The sequence below is a fragment of the Acinetobacter sp. 5862 genome, from assembly GCF_024494585.1.
Lineage (GTDB): Bacteria > Pseudomonadota > Gammaproteobacteria > Pseudomonadales > Moraxellaceae > Acinetobacter.
On sequence record NZ_JANHGP010000011.1, the window covers coordinates 24,081 to 43,248 of the forward strand.

Here is a 19,168-nt window from a genome sequence, read left to right on the forward strand (position 1 = left end):
TTGAGTCTTATTTAAAAGCCTTTTATACTATTTAGTCTTTTCAAATGTAATGTTCAAACGAGACAACTTATGGCACGTGTAACCGTTGAAGATTGTTTAGACCACGTAGATAACCGTTTTGAGTTAGTACTGGTAGCGAGTAAACGTGCACGTCAATTGGCACGTCAAGGTATGGAACCAACTGTAGAATGGGATAATGATAAACCAACAGTCGTTTCATTACGCGAAATTGCGGCAGGTCATGTCACTAAAGAAATTTTAAAACAACGCGATCAAGATTATCAGACTTCAAATCTTGATATGGTGTTGTCTACAAACTCATTAAATTTAGAAGGCTTCTCTTTCTAAATTTGATTTGCTTTGTCTAAAAGCCCATTGTGAATACACTGGGCTTTTTTGTTTGTTGAAAATTTCAGTGCTATATTGGTAAAAACAATATATTTCATTGAAAAAATTTACGAGTTTTTCTAATGAACAAATTGACAAGTTTCACAATATGCTTTTCATTAGAAGCTAGTCTTATTTATTCCTGAATTCATGTTATAAAAGGTGTTTTATGCCAGGCGAAGAGGTCAGCCAAGCCAAGCAACAACTCAAGGTCATTATTGAAGCCTATCTTAAAGATAGTGATATTCAGAGTGTACTTGCTGCCTGTGATTTTGCTGATTTAGCACATAGTGGTATTACGCGAAAAAGCGGTGAACCCTATGTTCTTCATCCTATTGCTGTGAGTTGCATTCTGGCGCATATGCGTTTAGATGCCGAGACGCTTATGGCAGCTTTATTACACGATGTCATTGAAGATACCGAATTTAGCAAAGATGAGATTGGTGAAAAATTTGGATCTATTGTTGCCGAACTTGTTGATGGTGTAACCAAACTCAGCCACTCTAGTGATAAGGAATATAATAAGGCGGCATCATTCCGCAAAATTCTACAAGCCACCTTACAAGATCCACGTGTCATTATTATTAAACTCGCAGATCGCTATCATAATATGACGACTTTAGGCGCATTACGTCCAGATAAACGAGCACGTATCGCGCAAGAAACCTTTGATATTTTCGTACCTATGGCACGTTTAGTCGGTATGAATGAAATGGCCGATAACCTAGAACACTTATGTTATCAAAATCTTGATTTGGATATGTTTAATGATGTGCAAGCCGCATTATTAGAAACCAAACCCAAACGTTGTGAATACCAAGCAGTATGGGAGCAAAAATTATCAGATTTGCTTAAAAAATATAATCTACAAGGTCGTATTAAAAAGAAAAATAATAATATTGAATTACTACGTCATTTCGTAAAAAGTGAAATTGATTTAAATGAGCTCAGTCATAGCCATGCCTTTGAAATTATTTTAAATAGCATTGCAGACTGTGATCGTCTCGTTGAAGCATTAAAAGATAATTTCCAAGTTTTACAATATAACGATTATATTCGCCGCCCATTACCGGGTGGTAATCAATCATTAATGATTAAGCTAAAAGGTGAAAAAACAACATTATCTTTGACGATCCAAACCGAATTAATGCGTAAAGCTGCTCGTTTTGGTGTAGTACTCGGGGAGAATGCACCTCAAGCATGCCGTTCGGCAATTCAAGCTTCGATGCAGAACCTAAATACGCTCATAGACAGTGATTGTGCAAAAACCACTTTTAGTGACTTACTTGATTATTTACATCAGGAAAAAATTTGGGTCTATACGCCACACGGCCAATTACATGAACTTCCTCAAGGCGCAACTGTCGTCGACTTCGCCTACTCAGCCAGCCTGTTTTTAGGCAATCATGCCGTTGGCTCAAAAGTGGATGGTGAAATTCGTCCTCTTTCAACCCCATTGCATAGCGGACAAGTAGTTGAAATTATCACAGACGTATTAGCAACACCGAATCCAGATTGGCTCAGTTTTATTAATACTCAAAAAGCACGCCGTGCATTACAGAATTTGTTAAGAGAACAAGACATTGATGAGCAACGTCTTGTCGGTCAACAAGCACTCAATCGTGCGTTAAAGCTGTTTCACCGCTCAATTGACGACCTTTCCCAAACTGACTGGATTAATGTTTTGGAATGGCGACATTTAGCTAATAAAGATACGCTATTTGAACAAATCGCAGTTGGGGATTTATTGCCTCAATTGGTTGCAAATCATTTATTTGCTCAAGATTACCATTCTCAGCATCATGAAACTTCTGATCGCTTGATTTTAGGAACTGAGGGTGTTGATGTAAAATATGCACACTGTTGCAATCCTGTGCTTGGCGATCCAATTCAGGGACATTTATCTCGACGTGGTTTAATCGTACACCGTTCACGCTGCCGTAATTTACTGCATGAACAGCACCTCCATCCTGAAAACATTATGCCTTTACACTGGCAATCAGAAGAAATTGATGATGTTCGCTTTAGTGCTTTCTTATGTATTCATATGACGATGAGTGACGAACAAATTTCTGACCTGATTTATCAATGCCGAAAGGCCAAAACAGGCGTAGAAATGGTCTATTCACAAGACCAGAAAACCTATGTGAATATAGTCGTGAGCAATCGAAATCAAATTGCCCAAATTATTCGTGATTTACGCATGCATTTTGGCTTCCCACGGATTGAACGATTAAATATGCCAATCGCCCAACCAGAAGTTGCAAAAGTCTGTTAATCGTTTAATAGACGATGTTCACCCAGACCTAAAATTGAAAGATTCCTTATTTTTAAAGCTAATGAATCATTTGCAAACAATTGCGACTAAACAGTATTCGACCGTTTCGGAGCCAAACTTTTGTGTTAAAGTCACATTGTTTAAGATAGAAACAATGACATAGGAGAGCTTAATGTCACGTCAAGTTATTCATACTGAACACGCCCCTGCTGCTATCGGAACATATTCTCAAGCAATTCTTGTTGGCAATACGCTCTATCTTTCAGGTCAAATTGGCTTAGACCCATACAGTATGGAACTTGTAGAAGGTATTGAGGCTCAGATTCGTCGTGTATTCGACAATCTAAAAGCAGTATGTGCAGCCGCAGGTGGCAGCTTAGCAGATATCGCTAAATTGAATATCTTCCTTACAGATCTTTCTCACTTCCAATTGGTGAATCAAATTATGGGCGAATATTTTGCCCAGCCCTATCCAGCTCGTGCAGCATTGGGTGTCGCAAGCCTACCTAAAGGTGCATTAGTCGAAATGGATGGTATTGTTATTATTCCAACACAGAATTAAATGCGATATTTATCAAATAGATAAAATAAAGAAAGAATACTACCGATCAGGTGGTATTTTTTTATTCAAATTCTCAATAAGAATATCTTCACTCTAAGAATGAAATTCATTGACAAACGATAACAATTATCAATAATATCAATTATCGCATTAATATTTGTGGATCACTCCCATGTATGTCTGTTTATGCCGTGGAATCACAGATCAAGATATCAAAGACGCTGTTGCAAACGGCGCTGAAAGTTATCGTGAAATTCGTGATTTACTCGACTTAGGCACTTGCTGTGGTCGTTGTGCACCCGAAGCCCGTTCTATTATTAGTGATGAGCTCGCAGAAATAGCTGCTCGTATTTCAGTTGCTGCATAATCTAAATTAATCCAATATCTCAACAACCTCATTTAACGATCTGTTTACGACTACGCCGCTTCTTGTCGAACTTTAACCATTCCTCAGATAAGCGGTTTTTTTATTTCAGTGATTCACTTTAGTACGAATCCAAAATGCTTTTCGTATTTTGATTGTGATTTTCATTTGCCGTTCTATAATTTACTCGTCAGATTATTATTTGTTGATTAAAATCATATAAATTGCCTTAAAAACTAGGGCATCATGGTGTTATGGAGTAAGTGCAATGAAAGGCAATCGAGACGTGATTAATCAACTGAATCAGGTGCTTTATCACCATTTAACTGCAATTAACCAATATTTTTTACACTCTCGTATGTTTAATGACTGGGGAATTGAAAAACTTGGCTCCGCTGAATATAAAGAATCAATTCGTCAAATGAAGCATGCGGATAAGGTCATTGAACGAATCTTATTCTTAGAAGGCCTACCTAATTTACAGCATCTAGGTAAATTGTATATTGGGCAACATACCATCGAAGTCCTCAATTGCGACATTCGTAAAGTAAAAGAAAACATTGAAGCGATTAAACAAGCTGTTGAACTTGCTGAAGCACAACAAGACTACGTTACACGTGATTTAGTTCAGGAAATTTTAGAGAAAGAAGAAGAGTATTGGGATTGGCTCGATACACAACTTGATTTAGTTGAAAATGTTGGCATCGAAAACTATATCCAAAGCCAAATTTAAAGCATGTCATCTACTTTATCCCTTAAAAGATAAAGTAGATGAATTTTAGAAGTTTATTTATTATTTAATTCCATAATTTCTGACAAGCTTATTTTTTGCTTATACAATTGTTGTAAAACAAATAATTGTTGGTCCGCTTCATCAAGCTTGTGATTATAGACAAGTAATTGTGCATATTTTTTTAAATTATATGGTGTAGCCTTATTTTTAACCATTTCGCCAATTACGCTAAGATCTGAATCAGACATCAATGTCTGAGGCTTTAAAGCAATCCAATCTAATCTTTGCTGAAATTGAGTAAGTATCAATATTTTAGAACTTCCCAATATTTCTTCTGAAACTGGTTTTTGCTTAAAAACCAATTTACTATTCTCTTGGAACAGTTTGTAATCTCGCCAAATCAACAGTAAGACAATCAGAGAAACGAGCCATACACAACGAATAATATTTCGATGTAAGCTAACACCGTTTAAATTTGGCGTTTGAGCTTGAATTAACCCCAACAAAAAACCCATTGGCAATAAAAAGTAAGCATAACGCTGCGGAAACTCCAACATCGCATGCATCAAAATTGCACTCACCATCAATATTGCCACAATCGAAATTGTATCTTTTGCATTTTTACTTAACCAAAATAACCAAATCGCAAAGTACGCAATAATTAAAAAGCCTAATGGCAAACCATTCCAAACCAACAGATCTAACAGGATATTATGCGCGCTATTAAACCAAACTTGTACGGTATTAAAATGAATACTTTCCACAACCGCGACACTTGTTTGATTCCAGCCATAACCAAACCACGGACGCTCACCTATGGCATGTATAATTTGCATCCACATCCCAAGACGCTCATGCCCTGAACCTGCACGTTCTGCTAGTGATGCTGTATGGGTTACTGCCTCTCCAACACTTGTCGTCATGACTTGTGCGATAATAGGCAATAAATAGCCCGCAATTAAAAAATAAGTAGCAGCCCAACCAAATAACTTAATAAAATTAAGCCTTGGTTTATTCTTATATTGCTTAATCATCCAATAGATACAAATAAAAATACAGACTAGCCAGGAAGTCCGTGACTGCGTTAAGCAAATCGCAAATAAGATAGATAAGCTTGATGGGATAAGTAGCCACAAGGATGCTTTATGCTTTTCATATAAAAACAACGCACCCATTAAACCTATAATCAAAAATGTAGCTAAATTATTGGGTTGACCAAAATTCGCATATGGCCGACTTCCCTTTAGTTGAATAACCCAACTAAAATTTGACTCTAGATTCAACCATTGAACAATCGCAATCAAACTACTTATAAAAGCAACACTCAACACTACATAACTCATATCTTGCATAGAGCGTTCACGATTTTGAGATATAGAGGACAGGTTATACCCACCTATCATCATCAACCAAAACATAAAAACATATGAAAAGCTTAGCAATGCCACACTAAAATCTGGAACGAGTCCAAATAACCATTGAAATACAGGAATCAAAAACAAAGGCAACATCAAAAGTTGTGGTATAGGAATTTTAATATTTTGTTTGAGCAGAACACCCAATAATGCCAAAGCAGCTCCGAAGCTTGCCAGCTCACTAGAAAATGTCACCCAGGGATAGGTATGAAATGGTGACAGCCAAGCAAAACTAATCAACAAAACTGCAACTACACTACAAAGAATTTGCATATCGACATAAAAAAATGAGCTTCGATAGATTATACATCGAAGCTCATTTAAACAAATTTTCAAAATCGAATAAATTTAATTTAATTTAATTTCCAAGGTCGTAAATCTACAATTTCAATTACCTCGGCAGTTTCTTTATGAATTAACACAGTCATATCTACTGCATTTGCTTTTAATGGAACAAAAGCATTTGCTTTTGGATATCTTTTTAATATCTTTTTCACAGAATCAGGATCATTATATTTCGATAATAATACCAAATCTTGTGCTCGTTTCTGAATCTGAACTTTAGCTTTATCAATCGCCACATAACGTTCTGGTCGTTGGGAAATATCAACCCCACCCAATACCTCATCAAACATATCTGCATTACGTTGTTTTTGATCTTTCGAAAACTCAATTGCTGCAAACTGCGGTGTTAACCAAGATGTTTGTTGATATTTTTTTTGAGCACGGTGAATATTTTTTGTATAAAGCTCATTATTCCTAACAAGATCAAATCGATCAACACTATATACAATCCATACTGGGCGTCCTTGTGCAATATTATAAATTCCATAGCCCAGTGCAGCGATTTGGATCAAAATAATAACTACTAAATCAAATACTAAAGTCTTTTTTCCTTCTTTATAAACCAACCAAGTAAAAAAGGGACCTAAAACAATATCTATTGCGAGCATCATTAAAAAAATATGCGTGACTCCAGTCGCTTTATTCAAAGGCAACGGGTACCAAAAAACAAAAATAAGTACGACGACGCACAATGCAACACACAATGAAAAAAATAAGTGCGTTATAACAAATTTTGTCTTTGCTGATTGCATTTTTTAATTAAATTCCTTCTAAAATCACCTACATGCTGCTGGAACATATTTTGGCTGAATTGTACCTAACGTTGCTCCTGGCATGCCTTGCATTATAGCAGATTGTTGTGTTTGCGATGAACAAGCCCAGTCAACTGATCCGCTGCGACCTGCAGTCAAAGCAGCCAATAAAGTTAGTGCATTACCATTGGTTGCCCGAATATAAGGGCTCAGCATCAACGTATTTTCTGTTGCAGCAATACCGACTTGAGTCGGGTTGAATGTTATTTCAATTTCACCTGTCACTTCATCAACTTGTATACTATTCACGTATTTACTATTTGCCCCAGTACCTACAGCTTGTGCATTCCAAGCCTGCGCTACACGCTGTAAATCTGCTGCCGAAATAATCGCTTCAATCGATATTGCCTGTTTTGCTTGATCAGCCAAACCAAGCCCCTCCACGACACGAGTACGAACCGTATAATCCTGATACGCAGGCATTGCTATTGCAGCCAAAATACCCACAATTGCAACAACGATCATCAACTCAATCAGTGTGAATCCCTTTTGCATACTCCACCCCATAATCCCATTTATTATTATTTTACAATCAAAAAGCGTACCATAAATTAAAATGTTATTTTACAGCAACTTATATTTATCAAAAAAAAGAAGGTAACCTAAAACGTCACTTTATTCGTATTTTTATTACATCTAATCATTTATTTTGAATAAAAAAAAGCAGCCCTAAGGCTGCATTTTTTTAGGAAAGTATTAACGGCAAGCTGCTGGAGCGTATTTAGCACGTACACCTGCTGCACCTAAAGCAACTACAGTGATACCACTTGCTGTAGCTGTTGCATTTGTTTCAGAAGCACAACCCCAGTCAATTGTACCAGTACGACCAGCAGCAATTGCAGCAGCTAATGATTCACCAGCACCTGCAGCGCCACTACGTACCCATGGCGTTAAAGTAATCGTTCTTTCTGCGGCAGCCAAACCAACTTGTTGATCGTTATATACGATAGTAATCAAACCAGTAGCACCGTCCATAAGAACAGAGTTTACATATTTAGAGTTTGCACCAGTACCAGCAGCTTGGGCATTCCAAGTAGTTGCTGTACGAGTAAGATCTGCCGCTGAAGCAGAACCGTCAGTTTGAATCGCTGATTTTGCAGATTCAGCAAGACCCAAACCTTCAGTGATACGTGTACGCACTGTATAGTCTTGGTAAGCAGGAAGTGCAATTGCCGCCAAAATACCAATGATCGCTACAACGATCATTAATTCGATAAGAGTAAAACCCTTTTGCATTGATTTCATAACATTTCTCCAATGTATTAAATTTTTACAAGCTTTGTTCAACTAGTTTATGTTTAACATGTTATATGCCGATCCTTGGCTTATACGATTCTAACTTAAAACATGTATCTTTAAAAGAATACAATTAATACAACTTTATTGTATTAATTAACGACAAGCTGCTGGAGCGTATTTAGCACGTACACCTGCTGCACCTAAAGCAACTACAGTGATACCACTTGCTGTAGCTGTTGCATTTGTTTCAGAAGCACAACCCCAGTCAATTGTACCAGTACGACCAGCAGCAATTGCAGCAGCTAATGATTCACCAGCACCTGCAGCGCCACTACGTACCCATGGCGTTAAAGTAATCGTTCTTTCTGCGGCAGCCAAACCAACTTGTTGATCGTTATATACGATAGTAATCAAACCAGTACCAGCATTCATTTGAACAGAGTTCACATATTTAGAGTTCGCACCTGTACCTGCTGCCTGAGCATTCCATGTATTTGCAGTACGAGTAAGATCCGCCGCAGATGCAGAACCGTCAGTTTGAATCGCTGATTTTGCAGATTCAGCCAGACCCAAACCTTCAGTGATACGTGTACGCACTGTATAGTCTTGGTAAGCAGGAAGTGCAATTGCAGCCAAAATACCAATGATCGCTACAACGATCATCAATTCGATAAGAGTAAAACCCTTTTGCATTGATTTCATAACATTTCTCCAATGTATTAAATTTTTATAAGCCTTTTTAGCTACTTTGTATTTAGCATGTTCTATGCCAATCCTTAGCTTAGCCAATTTTAACTCAAAAAAACAGAGACTTAAAAGAATATTATTATTGCTACGAAATAACTCAAACACCATATTTTTGGGGATAAAGTGACAAATATTGACAGCTTTAACACTTTATTCGCCTAAATCCTAAAACTCAACTATGATTTATATCTTATAGAATTTAGATTTCATGACACAAATCACACAAAAATAATCACTTTTACTTCTTCCATTTATCGGAAGATAAAAGGGCATATTATTACAAATGATAAATTATGAAGCTTTCTTTACGCACGAATATGATAGCAATAAGCGAATCAAAGTGGATTAGCTGATAATCATATCTAATTTAAAATAATAGGCTCATCAGGTAACTCATTTTCATGATTATTTTGATTTTTGATAAAATAATGATCTAACACTTGACCAATCTCACAAATTCCGTTTTTGATGGCTTCTAGATGTTGTTTTTGAGCAAGTTGATAAACAATACGCTGACAAATCTGATTCCAAATCTCAGTTTGAGTCGCATTTTTAAGACCACGATCAATCACAATCTCAACTTTACGCTCACAAAGGTTCAAATAAAGCAAAACCCCACTATTCAATTCAGTATCCCATACACCTAATTCAGCAAATAGCTGCTGAGCACGTAGCCGTGTGTTTTGATGATAAGCCTGTGAACAGGGTATATGCCCTTCTATTACCACCTGAATTTCACCGACATGCCCTTTCTCGGCTTGCTGAACAGCTTGTGCAATCTCTAAGCGGTCTTTTTTATTAAAAAAACGATATGCAGAAGAAATATAGAAAAAATGTTTGAACCAACGTTTTAGACTAGGTTGTGCATATTCTTCCAGTTTCGATTGCGTAATGATTTCCGTTGTATCCGTCTTTGTCACCATGAACCTGATGCTCCTCCTCCACCAAAACTACCGCCACCGCCACTATATCCACCACCACTTCCTCCACCAAAACCACCTCGACCTCGCCCCCCTCCAGATAGAAAAGCTTGAAAAATAAGCTGTGCCAATGAAGTAATCAGTAGAAAGAAAATTCCGATGCCTAATAACAGGCTCATCACAAGCCCTGCCCCATTGAGTAGTCCCGCAACAGTTGCAGCTACTGCCGCAGTGGAGGCACTTAAACGATTGCCAACAATGAATGAACCGACAACACCAGCAATCAGGATGAATAGCGCCATAGTTAGCGTATTATCTTTCGCTTGTTGCTCACGTAAAGCTTGTTCATGACGGTCTTTTAATTCTTGGGCAGCCTGTTGGGCAATTTCTGGATCTTGGTTCACAATACGGCTAATTTCATCCAAACCTGATGAGATTCCTTGTGCATACTGACCTTGTTTAAAAGAGGGTGTGATCTGATTACGAATAATGCGGCTAAGAACCACATCAGGTAAAACACCTTCGAGACCATAGCCTGTTAGAATCTGAATTTTGCGATCATTGACTGCAATTGCCATCAACAAACCATTATCACGTTTAGCAGAACCTAATTGCCATTTTTCACCTGTACGTAAAGCAAAATCAAAAATAGCTTCCTGTCCTGTGGTGGGTACAATAATCACCCCAATCTGAGCTTTACCCTGCTGATACAACGTCAGTATTTTTTGATTGAGTTGCTGTACCTCAGCCTCGTTCAATATCTTAGCCTGATCAATCACAGGTTGGTTTAAAGTGGGTAAACCACGTATGGATTCACCCTCAGCCATATCATTGGCAACTTGCGGTAAAATAAGTGCTTGTTGTGCTCTAGTGTTCGGTTGTGATTGATTTTGTTGTGGCTGCTGAATCATTTTACCTGCAACAACTAAATCAGTTTCATCTGTTGCAGTCGCAACCTCAGCCCAAACTGTATGTTGAAAAAATAGTGTTACAAAAACAATCATGAGAACAGCCGAAAGCTGCTTAAGTTTCTGTGTAATTTTTTCCAACATATGGCAACTCCAAACCCATCAAGAACAATTTCAAATCTTAATTAAATGAAACTGTTGGCGCTTGTTGCGCAGATTGCTCTGCTTTGAAGTTCTCTTTGGTTTTCATACCAATGACTTTTGCCGTCATTGCTTGTGGGAACTGACGCACATATGAATTGTAATCTTGCACTGTCGTAATATATCGATTACGAGCAACCGCAATTCGATTTTCTGTACCTTCCAATTGTGCTTGTAAATCACGGAATTGTTCATTGGCTTTTAAATCTGGATAATTTTCAGAAACCGCAATTAAACGAGATAATGCACCTGTCAATTGACTTTGTGCTTGTTGATATTTTTCGAATAGCGCTGGGTCTTCTAAAACTTCTTTATCCACTTTTAGACCTGCCACATTGGAACGAGCTTGCGTAACCTCTGTGAGGACTTGCTCTTCATGTTTAGCATAGCCCTTAACCACATTGACAAGATTGGGAACAAGGTCAGCACGTCGTTGATACTGGTTTTGCACCTCAGACCATGAAGCACTTACGGCTTCATCCTTCACTTGTAAAGTATTATATCCACAACCTGTAAACAACAAAGTGCTTGTTAATACTGTTGCTAATGCGGTTTTCTTAATAACTTTCATAAAAATTTATCCTCAGGTTTTTCTTTATATTTTTTGCAATAATTCATTGTAATGTGATTTTTTGTTCGCTGTGTAACATTTATTTGTTGAAATATTTATATCATTGCATAAAATCATCTGAGAACTGTAACCGTTGTACTGTAACCCCAAATGCCTTGGGAAGATTTAAATAATTTTCTCTGAATTTGCATTTGCAAGAGCCATCTTTATTGCCTGCACAATTTCCTGATTGGTCTTCGAGTATCATGCTGAAAAATGATCAGGGACAGGGCAGAAAGCTTACAAGATTTGCTAAAACTACCAAAAAGATAAGATGAAAAAAATAAAGCCTGCTTGAGCAGGCTTTATCGCAATCAAACTAAAAAGATGAATTAGACACCTAAATAATCTAAAATACCTTCTGCTGCTTGGCGGCCTTCCCAAATTGCAGTCACAACAAGGTCTGAACCACGCACCATATCTCCGCCAGCGAAGATTTTTGGATTAGATGTTTGGAATTTAAATTCTTGTTGTTCTGCCGCAACGACACGACCTGAACCATCTAAACTTACATTTGCAGAACCAAACCAATCAGCAGGACTTGGACGGAAACCAAATGCAAGTAATACCGCATCTGCTGGTAAAATTTCTTCAGAACCCGGAACAGGTTCAGGACTACGACGACCACGGCTATCAGGCTCACCCATTTGGGTAGTGACCACTTTAACACCAGTCACTTTTCCATTCTCGCCCACAATCTCGATCGGTTGGCGATTGAATAGGAATTTTACACCCTCTTCATAGGCATTCTTCACTTCGCGCGCAGAACCCGGCATGTTGCTTTCGTCACGACGGTAAGCACATGTCACATCATGCGCACCTTGGCGTAATGAAGTACGGTTACAGTCCATTGCAGTGTCACCACCACCAAGAACAATCACTTTCTTACCATCAACACTGATGTATTCGCTTGGATCTTTTTCCCAACCTTGGCAACGATTGACGTTAGCAATTAAGAAATCTAGGGCATCGTAAACACCATCAAGATCTTCGCCAGGGAAACCACCTTTCATGTAGGTATAAGTTCCCATCCCCATAAATACGGCATCGTATTCAGCAAGGAGTTGTTCAATCGTTACATCAACACCGATTTCAGTATTTAAGCGGAATTCGATACCCATCCCCGTGAAGATTTCACGACGACGTTTCATCACATCTTTTTCCATTTTAAATTCTGGAATACCAAATGTAAGTAAACCACCAATTTCAGGGCGTTTATCAAATACAACTGGTTTCACACCGCCACGGGCAAGAATATCAGCACAGCCTAAACCTGCTGGACCCGCACCAATGATGGCCACTTTTTTATTGGTCCATTTAACGCCAGACATATCTGGACGCCAGCCCAAAGCGAACGCTGTATCATTAATATATTTTTCTGCATTACCAATCGTGACTGCACCAAAGCCGTCATTCAAGGTACATGCACCTTCACACAAACGGTCTTGCGGACAAACACGACCACAAACTTCTGGCAAGGTATTGGTCTGGTGGCAAAGTTCAGCTGCTTGGAAAATTTGACCTTCAGCAATCAGTTTTAACCAGTTTGGAATGTAGTTATGTACAGGACATTTCCATTCACAATATGGGTTACCACACCCTAAACAACGATGAGTCTGGTTTGCAGCCACTTCCGCTGTAAAAGGTTTATAAATTTCCACAAACTCTGCTTTGCGGACAGTAATATCTTTTTTCTCTGGATCTTGACGTGGTACATCCAGAAATTGAAAGTCATTATTGAGGCGTTCTGCCATGTCTCTCTCCGTGGGTAGGCGCAGTGGTGTCCTTCACCTCTGCACCTGCCTATGTCTTTGCAGTCGTGGAATTATTGTGGATCAGCTTGGGTTGTTTTCAAAAGCGATTGCAAATTAGCAGCTTTTGGTTTTACAAGCCAGAACTTACGACTATAGAAGTCGAACTCATTACGGATTTTGTATGCCCAAGCACTACCTGTTTCTTTGATATGTTCATCAAGGATACGCAGTAGATTTTCTTTGTGATCTTCCATCGACTCGGTAGAGATACGATTTAGGTCAATCAGCTCATGGTTGTAGTAGTCAACAAAGTCGTTATCAAGGTCAAGTACATAAGCGAAACCGCCTGTCATACCCGCACCAAAGTTATGACCAACTTTACCTAAGACAGTTACCACACCACCTGTCATATATTCACAGCAGTGATCGCCAGCACCTTCAATGACTGCAAAAGCACCTGAGTTACGAACAGCGAAACGCTCACCCGCAGTACCCGCAGCAAATAACTTACCGCCAGTCGCACCATACAAACAAGTGTTACCGATGATTGCAGTATTTTGTGTTTGGAACGGTGAACCTTTTGGTGGGAAGATCGAAACTCGACCACCCGCCATGCCTTTACCAACATAATCGTTCGCATCACCTTCAAGTTTGATATGCAAACCACCAGCGTTCCAAACACCAAGTGACTGACCAGCAGTACCTACAAGATTCATGACTACTGGACTGTTTTCCATACCCAAGTTGCCATAACGACGTGCAATTTCACCAGAAATACGCGCACCAATCGAACGGTCACAGTTACCGACAGTGAAGTTAAACGAACCACCTGTACCTGCTTCAATTGCTGGTAACATCTCAGCCACCATTTTCTCAGCCAATACACCTTTATCAAATGGCGCATTACCTTGAACTTGGCAATACTGAGCTTTGCCTTCAGCAGCAGGATGTGATGTCAATAATGCGCTGAGATCAAGATGCGCATGCTTTTCAGTTTCGCCTGGTAAAACCTCAAGCAAATCAACACGACCAATCAAATCTTTGAGTGATGCAACACCTAAAGCAGCCAACCATTCACGTGTTTCTTCAGCAATAAACTTGAAGAAGTTGATCAGCATTTCTGGTTCGCCAATATAATGCTCTTTACGTAAATGGTCTTGCTGTGTTGCGACACCAGTTGCACAGTTATTCAAGTGACAGATACGTAGGTATTTACAACCTAATGCGATCATTGGCGTAGAACCAAAACCAAAGCTTTCAGCACCTAAAATAGCTGCCTTGATCACGTCTAAACCAGTTTTTAAACCACCATCCGTTTGAACACGAACCTTACCACGCAAGTCATTTACACGAAGTGCTTGATGCGCTTCACTTAAACCAAGTTCCCAAGGCGAGCCCGCATGGTGAATCGATGAAAGTGGAGATGCTGCTGTACCACCGTCATAACCTGAAATGGTAATAAAGTCAGCGTATGCTTTTGCCACACCAGCCGCAATCGTTCCAACACCTGGCTCTGATACTAGTTTTACCGATACCATCGCTTGAGGATTGACTTGCTTCAAGTCAAAGATCAATTGTGACAAATCTTCAATTGAGTAAATGTCATGATGCGGAGGCGGAGAAATCAAAGTCACACCCGGTACTGAGTAACGTAAACGTGCAATTAAGCCATTCACTTTACCACCTGGTAGCTGACCACCTTCACCTGGTTTCGCGCCCTGTGCCACTTTAATCTGCAACACTTCAGCAGAGGTTAAGTACGCAGGAGTTACACCAAAACGACCTGATGCAATCTGTTTGATTTTCGAGTTACGAATCGTACCGTAACGTGCAGGATCTTCACCGCCCTCACCAGAGTTCGAACGACCACCAATCGTATTCATCGCAATTGCAATTGCTTCATGTGCTTCTGGAGATAATGCACCCAAAGACATTCCCGCAGAATCAAAACGAGGTAGAATCTCTTCAATCGTTTCAACTTGATCAATCGCAATCGAATCGGTTGTTTTTAACTTGAATAAGTCACGAATCGTAGCAACTGGACGGTTATTTACTAGCTCAGCATATTCTTTAAAGTCTTGATATTGACCTGAACGAACCGCTTTATGCAATGAGTTAATCACATCAGGGTTGAACGCATGGTACTCTTTACCGAATACGAATTTGAGTAAACCACCCTGATCAATTGGCTTGCGATTTGACCAAGCTGTGCTTGCCAATTTTTTCTGGTCATTTTCTAAATCAGCGAAAGTCGCACCTTGGATACGGCTTGGTACACCAAGGAAACATTTATCCACGACTTCAGATGACAAACCTACTGCTTCAAACAGTTGGCCGCCACGATAAGAAGCAACTGTCGAGATCCCCATTTTAGAAAGTACTTTTAATAAGCCTTTCTCAATCCCTTTACGGAAGTTTGCTTGCGCATAAATTGGGTCACCCAATAATTCGCCTTTCGCAACCAAATCATTAATCACGTCATAAGCTAAATACGGGTAAATTGCTGTCGCACCAAAACCTAGTAGTACTGCAAATTGATGTGGATCACGTGCGAAACCTGTCTCAACCAAAATATTTGCATCAGTACGTAAACCAACTTGAATTAAGTAATGATGTACTGCACCAGTTACCAATACTGAGTTTGCTGGCAAGAAACCTTCGCGAATATTTTTATCGGTCAAAACGATTAAAGTTTTACCATCACGAACAGCTTGTGCAGCTTCTTCACAAATACGTGCAACTGCGGCTTGTAAACCTTCGGTTTCTGCATAATTCAGATTGATATCAGCAACAGCATAACCCGCACGTTCTTTTTCAACATCACGAAGCTGCTGCATTTTTGAATGTGACAATACAGGGCTTGAAATAATGATGCGGTCAGCGTGTTCAGGGCCCTGTTCAAACACATTTTGCTCACGACCCAAACATGTTTCCAATGACATTACGATCGATTCACGTAATGGATCGATTGGTGGGTTAGTCACTTGCGCAAACTGTTGACGGAAATAGTCTGATACATGGCGAACTTGACGAGACAAGACTGCCATTGGCGTATCATCACCCATTGAACCAACAGCTTCCTGACCACTTTCTGCGATTGGACGCAAAATCTGATCACGCTCTTCAAATGTCACCATAAACATTTTTTGAGCCGCTTTTAATGCATCACCAGTTAAACCCTGATCACTCAATTGTTCTTCAAGCTGAGGATCTGCTTTCAAACGAATCGCATGGTCACGCAACCATTCACGATACGGACGCATGTTTTTAAGGTGATTGCTGACATCTTTCGTATCAAGCACTTTGCCTGTCAAAGTATCTACAACTAAAATTTGACCAGGACCAACACGACCTTTAGACACAACATCTTCTGGTTCATAACCCCATACACCAATCTCTGATGCAAGCGTGATGTAATCATTTTTGGTGATCACCCAACGTGCAGGGCGTAAACCATTACGATCCAACATACAAATCGCGTGACGACCATCTTGGATCACAAGACCTGCTGGACCATCCCAAGCTTCCATATGCTTAGAGTTAAATTCATAGAATGCACGTAGATCAGCATCTAAAGTTTCAACATTCTGCCATGCTGGTGGAACGAGCATACGAAGTGCACGGAATAAGTCCATTCCGCCACCAACAAGAATTTCAAGCATATTGTCTAGGCTTGATGAATCCGAACCAGTACGGTTTACAATCGGATTTAACTCAGTTAAACCCGGCAGTAATGGATTTTCAAACTTCGGCGTACGAGCCAATGCCCAGTTACGGTTTGCTGTAATGGTGTTAATTTCACCATTATGCGCAAGATAACGGAATGGCTGAGCCAATGGCCAACGTGGCAAAGTATTGGTTGAGAAACGCTGATGGAATACCACAATATGCGATTTTAGACGCTCATCAGCTAAGTCGGTATAGAAGTCAGCAATTGCTGCTGGCATCATCAAACCTTTATAGCTGATGACAGTTGTTGCAAGTGTGGTCACATAGAATAATGGATCGTTTTGTAATTGTTGTTCTGCACGACGACGAGCTAAAAATAACTTGCGGTTAAATTCAACTTCTGTCAAACCCATTGGGCAGTTCACTAAAATTTGTTCAAATGCTGGGAGTGATTGTAATGCAATTTCACCTAAAGCATCATTATTTGTTGGTACAACACGCCATGCCGCAACCGTTAAACCTTCTGCTGCAATTTCTTTATTTAAAATGTTCTTTGCATTTTGAGCTAAAGCAGGGTCGATATTCAAAAATACTGTGCCTGCAGCAAAAATCTCAGTTAGATTACTGCCTAGCTTCTGAGCTTCTTCACGGAAAAATTGTTTTGGCATTGCCAATAACAATCCGCAACCATCTCCTGTTTTACCATCCGCGGCAATACCACCACGGTGCGTCATGCAACTTAAACTGTGAATCGCAGTTTCGACCAGATGATGGCTTGATTCACCCTTCATATGGGCAATCAGACCAAAACCACAGTTATCCTTAAACTCATCAGGCTGATATAAGCCTTGAGCGGGAGCTACAGTATTAGGCGATGGCATGTGCATAGCGTACCCTTCTTTCAACATGGCTCTTTCGAGCAACAAACAATCAATTCATTTTCTGCGATATTGCCGATCAACTCATATAAAGTTCAATGCTTCGCAAAAACATTTTTCCTGGCGGATTTGCAATATACGCCTTTCTTTAAGAAGAAACAGCGTACTCAAGCATATAAAGTGTTTTCAGTTATTACACCTTCACCAATGTTTGTAAAGCACAAAAACTTTCCATTTCACTAAATTAATTGGGTGTTTAGTGTGAAAAAGTGCAATGAGCAGATAAATTAGCACCACAAGGAAGCAAAAAACATACCAATTAATTATAAATTTACTAAATCATTAAAAAAATTAAAATAACCTTAATTTATAATAGGCTAAAGCTATATCTTATCAGGTTTTTTTGCACCAAAATAAGTCATTTCGCCTTAAAATAGCGCCAATTATGCTCAAAATTAGTGCAACACTAATTGAATGGATCTACCACATCGCGTTTAGAAGAATCTGAATTTTCTTTCAATTTTTCAGGGTTTTGTGTTGAAGATTGGCTTTGTTTGACGTTTACCACGTTACCTTGAGCATCACGCTGTGTGACTGTTGTCTGAGTTGCTATTGCAGGATCAACTGCTGGCTTTTCTGAACTAACACCCAAACTGCCTTGTGAAACCACCGCCCCTGCAGCCAACAAACTCTCGTCCACTTTAGGTAGCGCTGCGGGTTTTAACTGAATATCATAAAGCTGATTTGTCGCTGTTTTTAATTCATCAAACCCTAAATCATTCACAAACTCTGCATATTTTGATAATTGCTGGGCTTTAGGTTGCACGGATTGCGGAAGTACCAAATTCAATTGAGCAAACTGATGATTTGCTTCCTCCATATTCGGTGACATACCATAAACAAGAACATATTGTTCTGCCTGATCTTCCCCAGTTAAGCGGAAATAAATAAACTTTTTCCGATCTAATCGACTCAACAAAAAATTTTTAACAATTGCTTCATCTGAACTACGAAAGATTTCCATCGTCCATTTTTGCTGATTTTCTTTAATAAATTTAGTGCCACGAAATTCTGGTGCATGCTCATTAGAAACAACAACTCTGGTTGTTAAATCTAGCGGCTTCACCTCATTAGAAAAGGCACCTAGATGAGCAGTTGCAGTCACTTTTTCAGGTTGAATTTGAACTTCAGTTTTAGCTGGTTGATCCACCTCAACCAAAGCATCTCCATCAGTAATTCCCCAAAAGACCAATGCAGCAATCAAGCATACAATTGCAAGCGTGAGCCAACTGTATTGTTGAATATTTTGCCAGATTGATCTAGAAATAAGCATATTTTTCTCAATA

General features: G+C 39.2%; 16 protein-coding genes. 5 read left to right on the top strand and 11 right to left on the bottom strand.

Going from position 1 to position 19,168, the window contains the following annotated elements; genetic code table 11:
- The first annotated feature begins 69 nt into the window (after nt 1–69).
- From rpoZ to bfr, 5 genes are all read left to right on the top strand, one after another.
- The gene (gene rpoZ, locus NO346_RS01030) at nt 70–348 is read left to right on the top strand and encodes a DNA-directed RNA polymerase subunit omega (RefSeq protein WP_004660187.1); all 279 of its coding nucleotides are present in this window, start codon (nt 70–72) and stop codon (nt 346–348) included.
- Between the two features lie 208 nt (nt 349–556).
- Nucleotides 557–2,665 (top strand): bifunctional (p)ppGpp synthetase/guanosine-3',5'-bis(diphosphate) 3'-pyrophosphohydrolase, encoded by a 2,109-nt coding sequence (locus NO346_RS01035; protein WP_256413936.1) that lies wholly within the window; start codon nt 557–559, stop codon nt 2,663–2,665.
- A gap of 172 nt (nt 2,666–2,837) precedes the next feature.
- Nucleotides 2,838–3,227 (top strand): RidA family protein, encoded by a 390-nt coding sequence (locus tag NO346_RS01040; RefSeq protein WP_004660185.1) that lies wholly within the window; start codon nt 2,838–2,840, stop codon nt 3,225–3,227.
- A 172-nt stretch (nt 3,228–3,399) separates the two neighbouring features.
- Nucleotides 3,400–3,594 carry a bacterioferritin-associated ferredoxin gene (locus tag NO346_RS01045; protein ID WP_004660183.1) on the top strand — a complete coding sequence of 65 codons (195 nt, stop codon included), beginning with the start codon at nt 3,400–3,402 and terminating at the stop codon, nt 3,592–3,594.
- A gap of 265 nt (nt 3,595–3,859) precedes the next feature.
- Nucleotides 3,860–4,324, top strand: coding sequence for a bacterioferritin (bfr, locus tag NO346_RS01050; RefSeq protein ID WP_005156520.1), 465 nt, complete (start codon nt 3,860–3,862; stop codon nt 4,322–4,324).
- 53 nt (nt 4,325–4,377) lie between these two features.
- Here bfr and NO346_RS01055 read toward each other — a convergent pair whose 3' ends face one another.
- From NO346_RS01055 to NO346_RS01105, 11 genes are all read right to left on the bottom strand, one after another.
- Entirely contained in the window at nt 4,378–6,012 is a 1,635-nt protein-coding gene (locus NO346_RS01055) for an O-antigen ligase (RefSeq protein WP_256413937.1), read from the bottom strand.
- 80 nt (nt 6,013–6,092) lie between these two features.
- The gene (tfpZ, locus tag NO346_RS01060) at nt 6,093–6,836 is read right to left on the bottom strand and encodes a TfpX/TfpZ family type IV pilin accessory protein (protein WP_256413938.1); all 744 of its coding nucleotides are present in this window, start codon (nt 6,834–6,836) and stop codon (nt 6,093–6,095) included.
- A gap of 24 nt (nt 6,837–6,860) precedes the next feature.
- Nucleotides 6,861–7,391, bottom strand: coding sequence for a pilin (locus NO346_RS01065; RefSeq protein ID WP_004660176.1), 531 nt, complete (start codon nt 7,389–7,391; stop codon nt 6,861–6,863).
- A 201-nt stretch (nt 7,392–7,592) separates the two neighbouring features.
- Nucleotides 7,593–8,132 (bottom strand): prepilin-type N-terminal cleavage/methylation domain-containing protein, encoded by a 540-nt coding sequence (locus NO346_RS01070; protein ID WP_371924474.1) that lies wholly within the window; start codon nt 8,130–8,132, stop codon nt 7,593–7,595.
- Nucleotides 8,133–8,288: 156 nt separating this feature from the next.
- Nucleotides 8,289–8,828 carry a prepilin-type N-terminal cleavage/methylation domain-containing protein gene (locus NO346_RS01075; RefSeq protein ID WP_371924475.1) on the bottom strand — a complete coding sequence of 180 codons (540 nt, stop codon included), beginning with the start codon at nt 8,826–8,828 and terminating at the stop codon, nt 8,289–8,291.
- A 416-nt stretch (nt 8,829–9,244) separates the two neighbouring features.
- Nucleotides 9,245–9,805, bottom strand: coding sequence for a TPM domain-containing protein (locus NO346_RS01080; protein WP_256413941.1), 561 nt, complete (start codon nt 9,803–9,805; stop codon nt 9,245–9,247).
- Nucleotides 9,799–10,806, bottom strand: a complete 1,008-nt coding sequence (locus NO346_RS01085; protein WP_371924476.1) for a YgcG family protein — start codon at nt 10,804–10,806, stop codon at nt 9,799–9,801. The genes NO346_RS01080 and NO346_RS01085 overlap by 7 nt, the downstream gene beginning before the upstream one ends.
- Before the next feature lie 85 nt (nt 10,807–10,891).
- Nucleotides 10,892–11,482 carry a LemA family protein gene (locus NO346_RS01090; protein WP_004660169.1) on the bottom strand — a complete coding sequence of 197 codons (591 nt, stop codon included), beginning with the start codon at nt 11,480–11,482 and terminating at the stop codon, nt 10,892–10,894.
- A gap of 371 nt (nt 11,483–11,853) precedes the next feature.
- The gene (locus NO346_RS01095) at nt 11,854–13,275 is read right to left on the bottom strand and encodes an FAD-dependent oxidoreductase (RefSeq protein WP_087547375.1); all 1,422 of its coding nucleotides are present in this window, start codon (nt 13,273–13,275) and stop codon (nt 11,854–11,856) included.
- 71 nt (nt 13,276–13,346) lie between these two features.
- Nucleotides 13,347–17,825, bottom strand: a complete 4,479-nt coding sequence (gene gltB / locus NO346_RS01100) for a glutamate synthase large subunit (RefSeq protein ID WP_256413957.1) — start codon at nt 17,823–17,825, stop codon at nt 13,347–13,349.
- A 463-nt stretch (nt 17,826–18,288) separates the two neighbouring features.
- Nucleotides 18,289–19,155: a hypothetical protein gene (locus tag NO346_RS01105; RefSeq protein WP_087547377.1), complete on the bottom strand. Its 867-nt coding sequence runs from the start codon at nt 19,153–19,155 to the stop codon at nt 18,289–18,291.
- Nucleotides 19,156–19,168 lie beyond the last annotated feature (13 nt).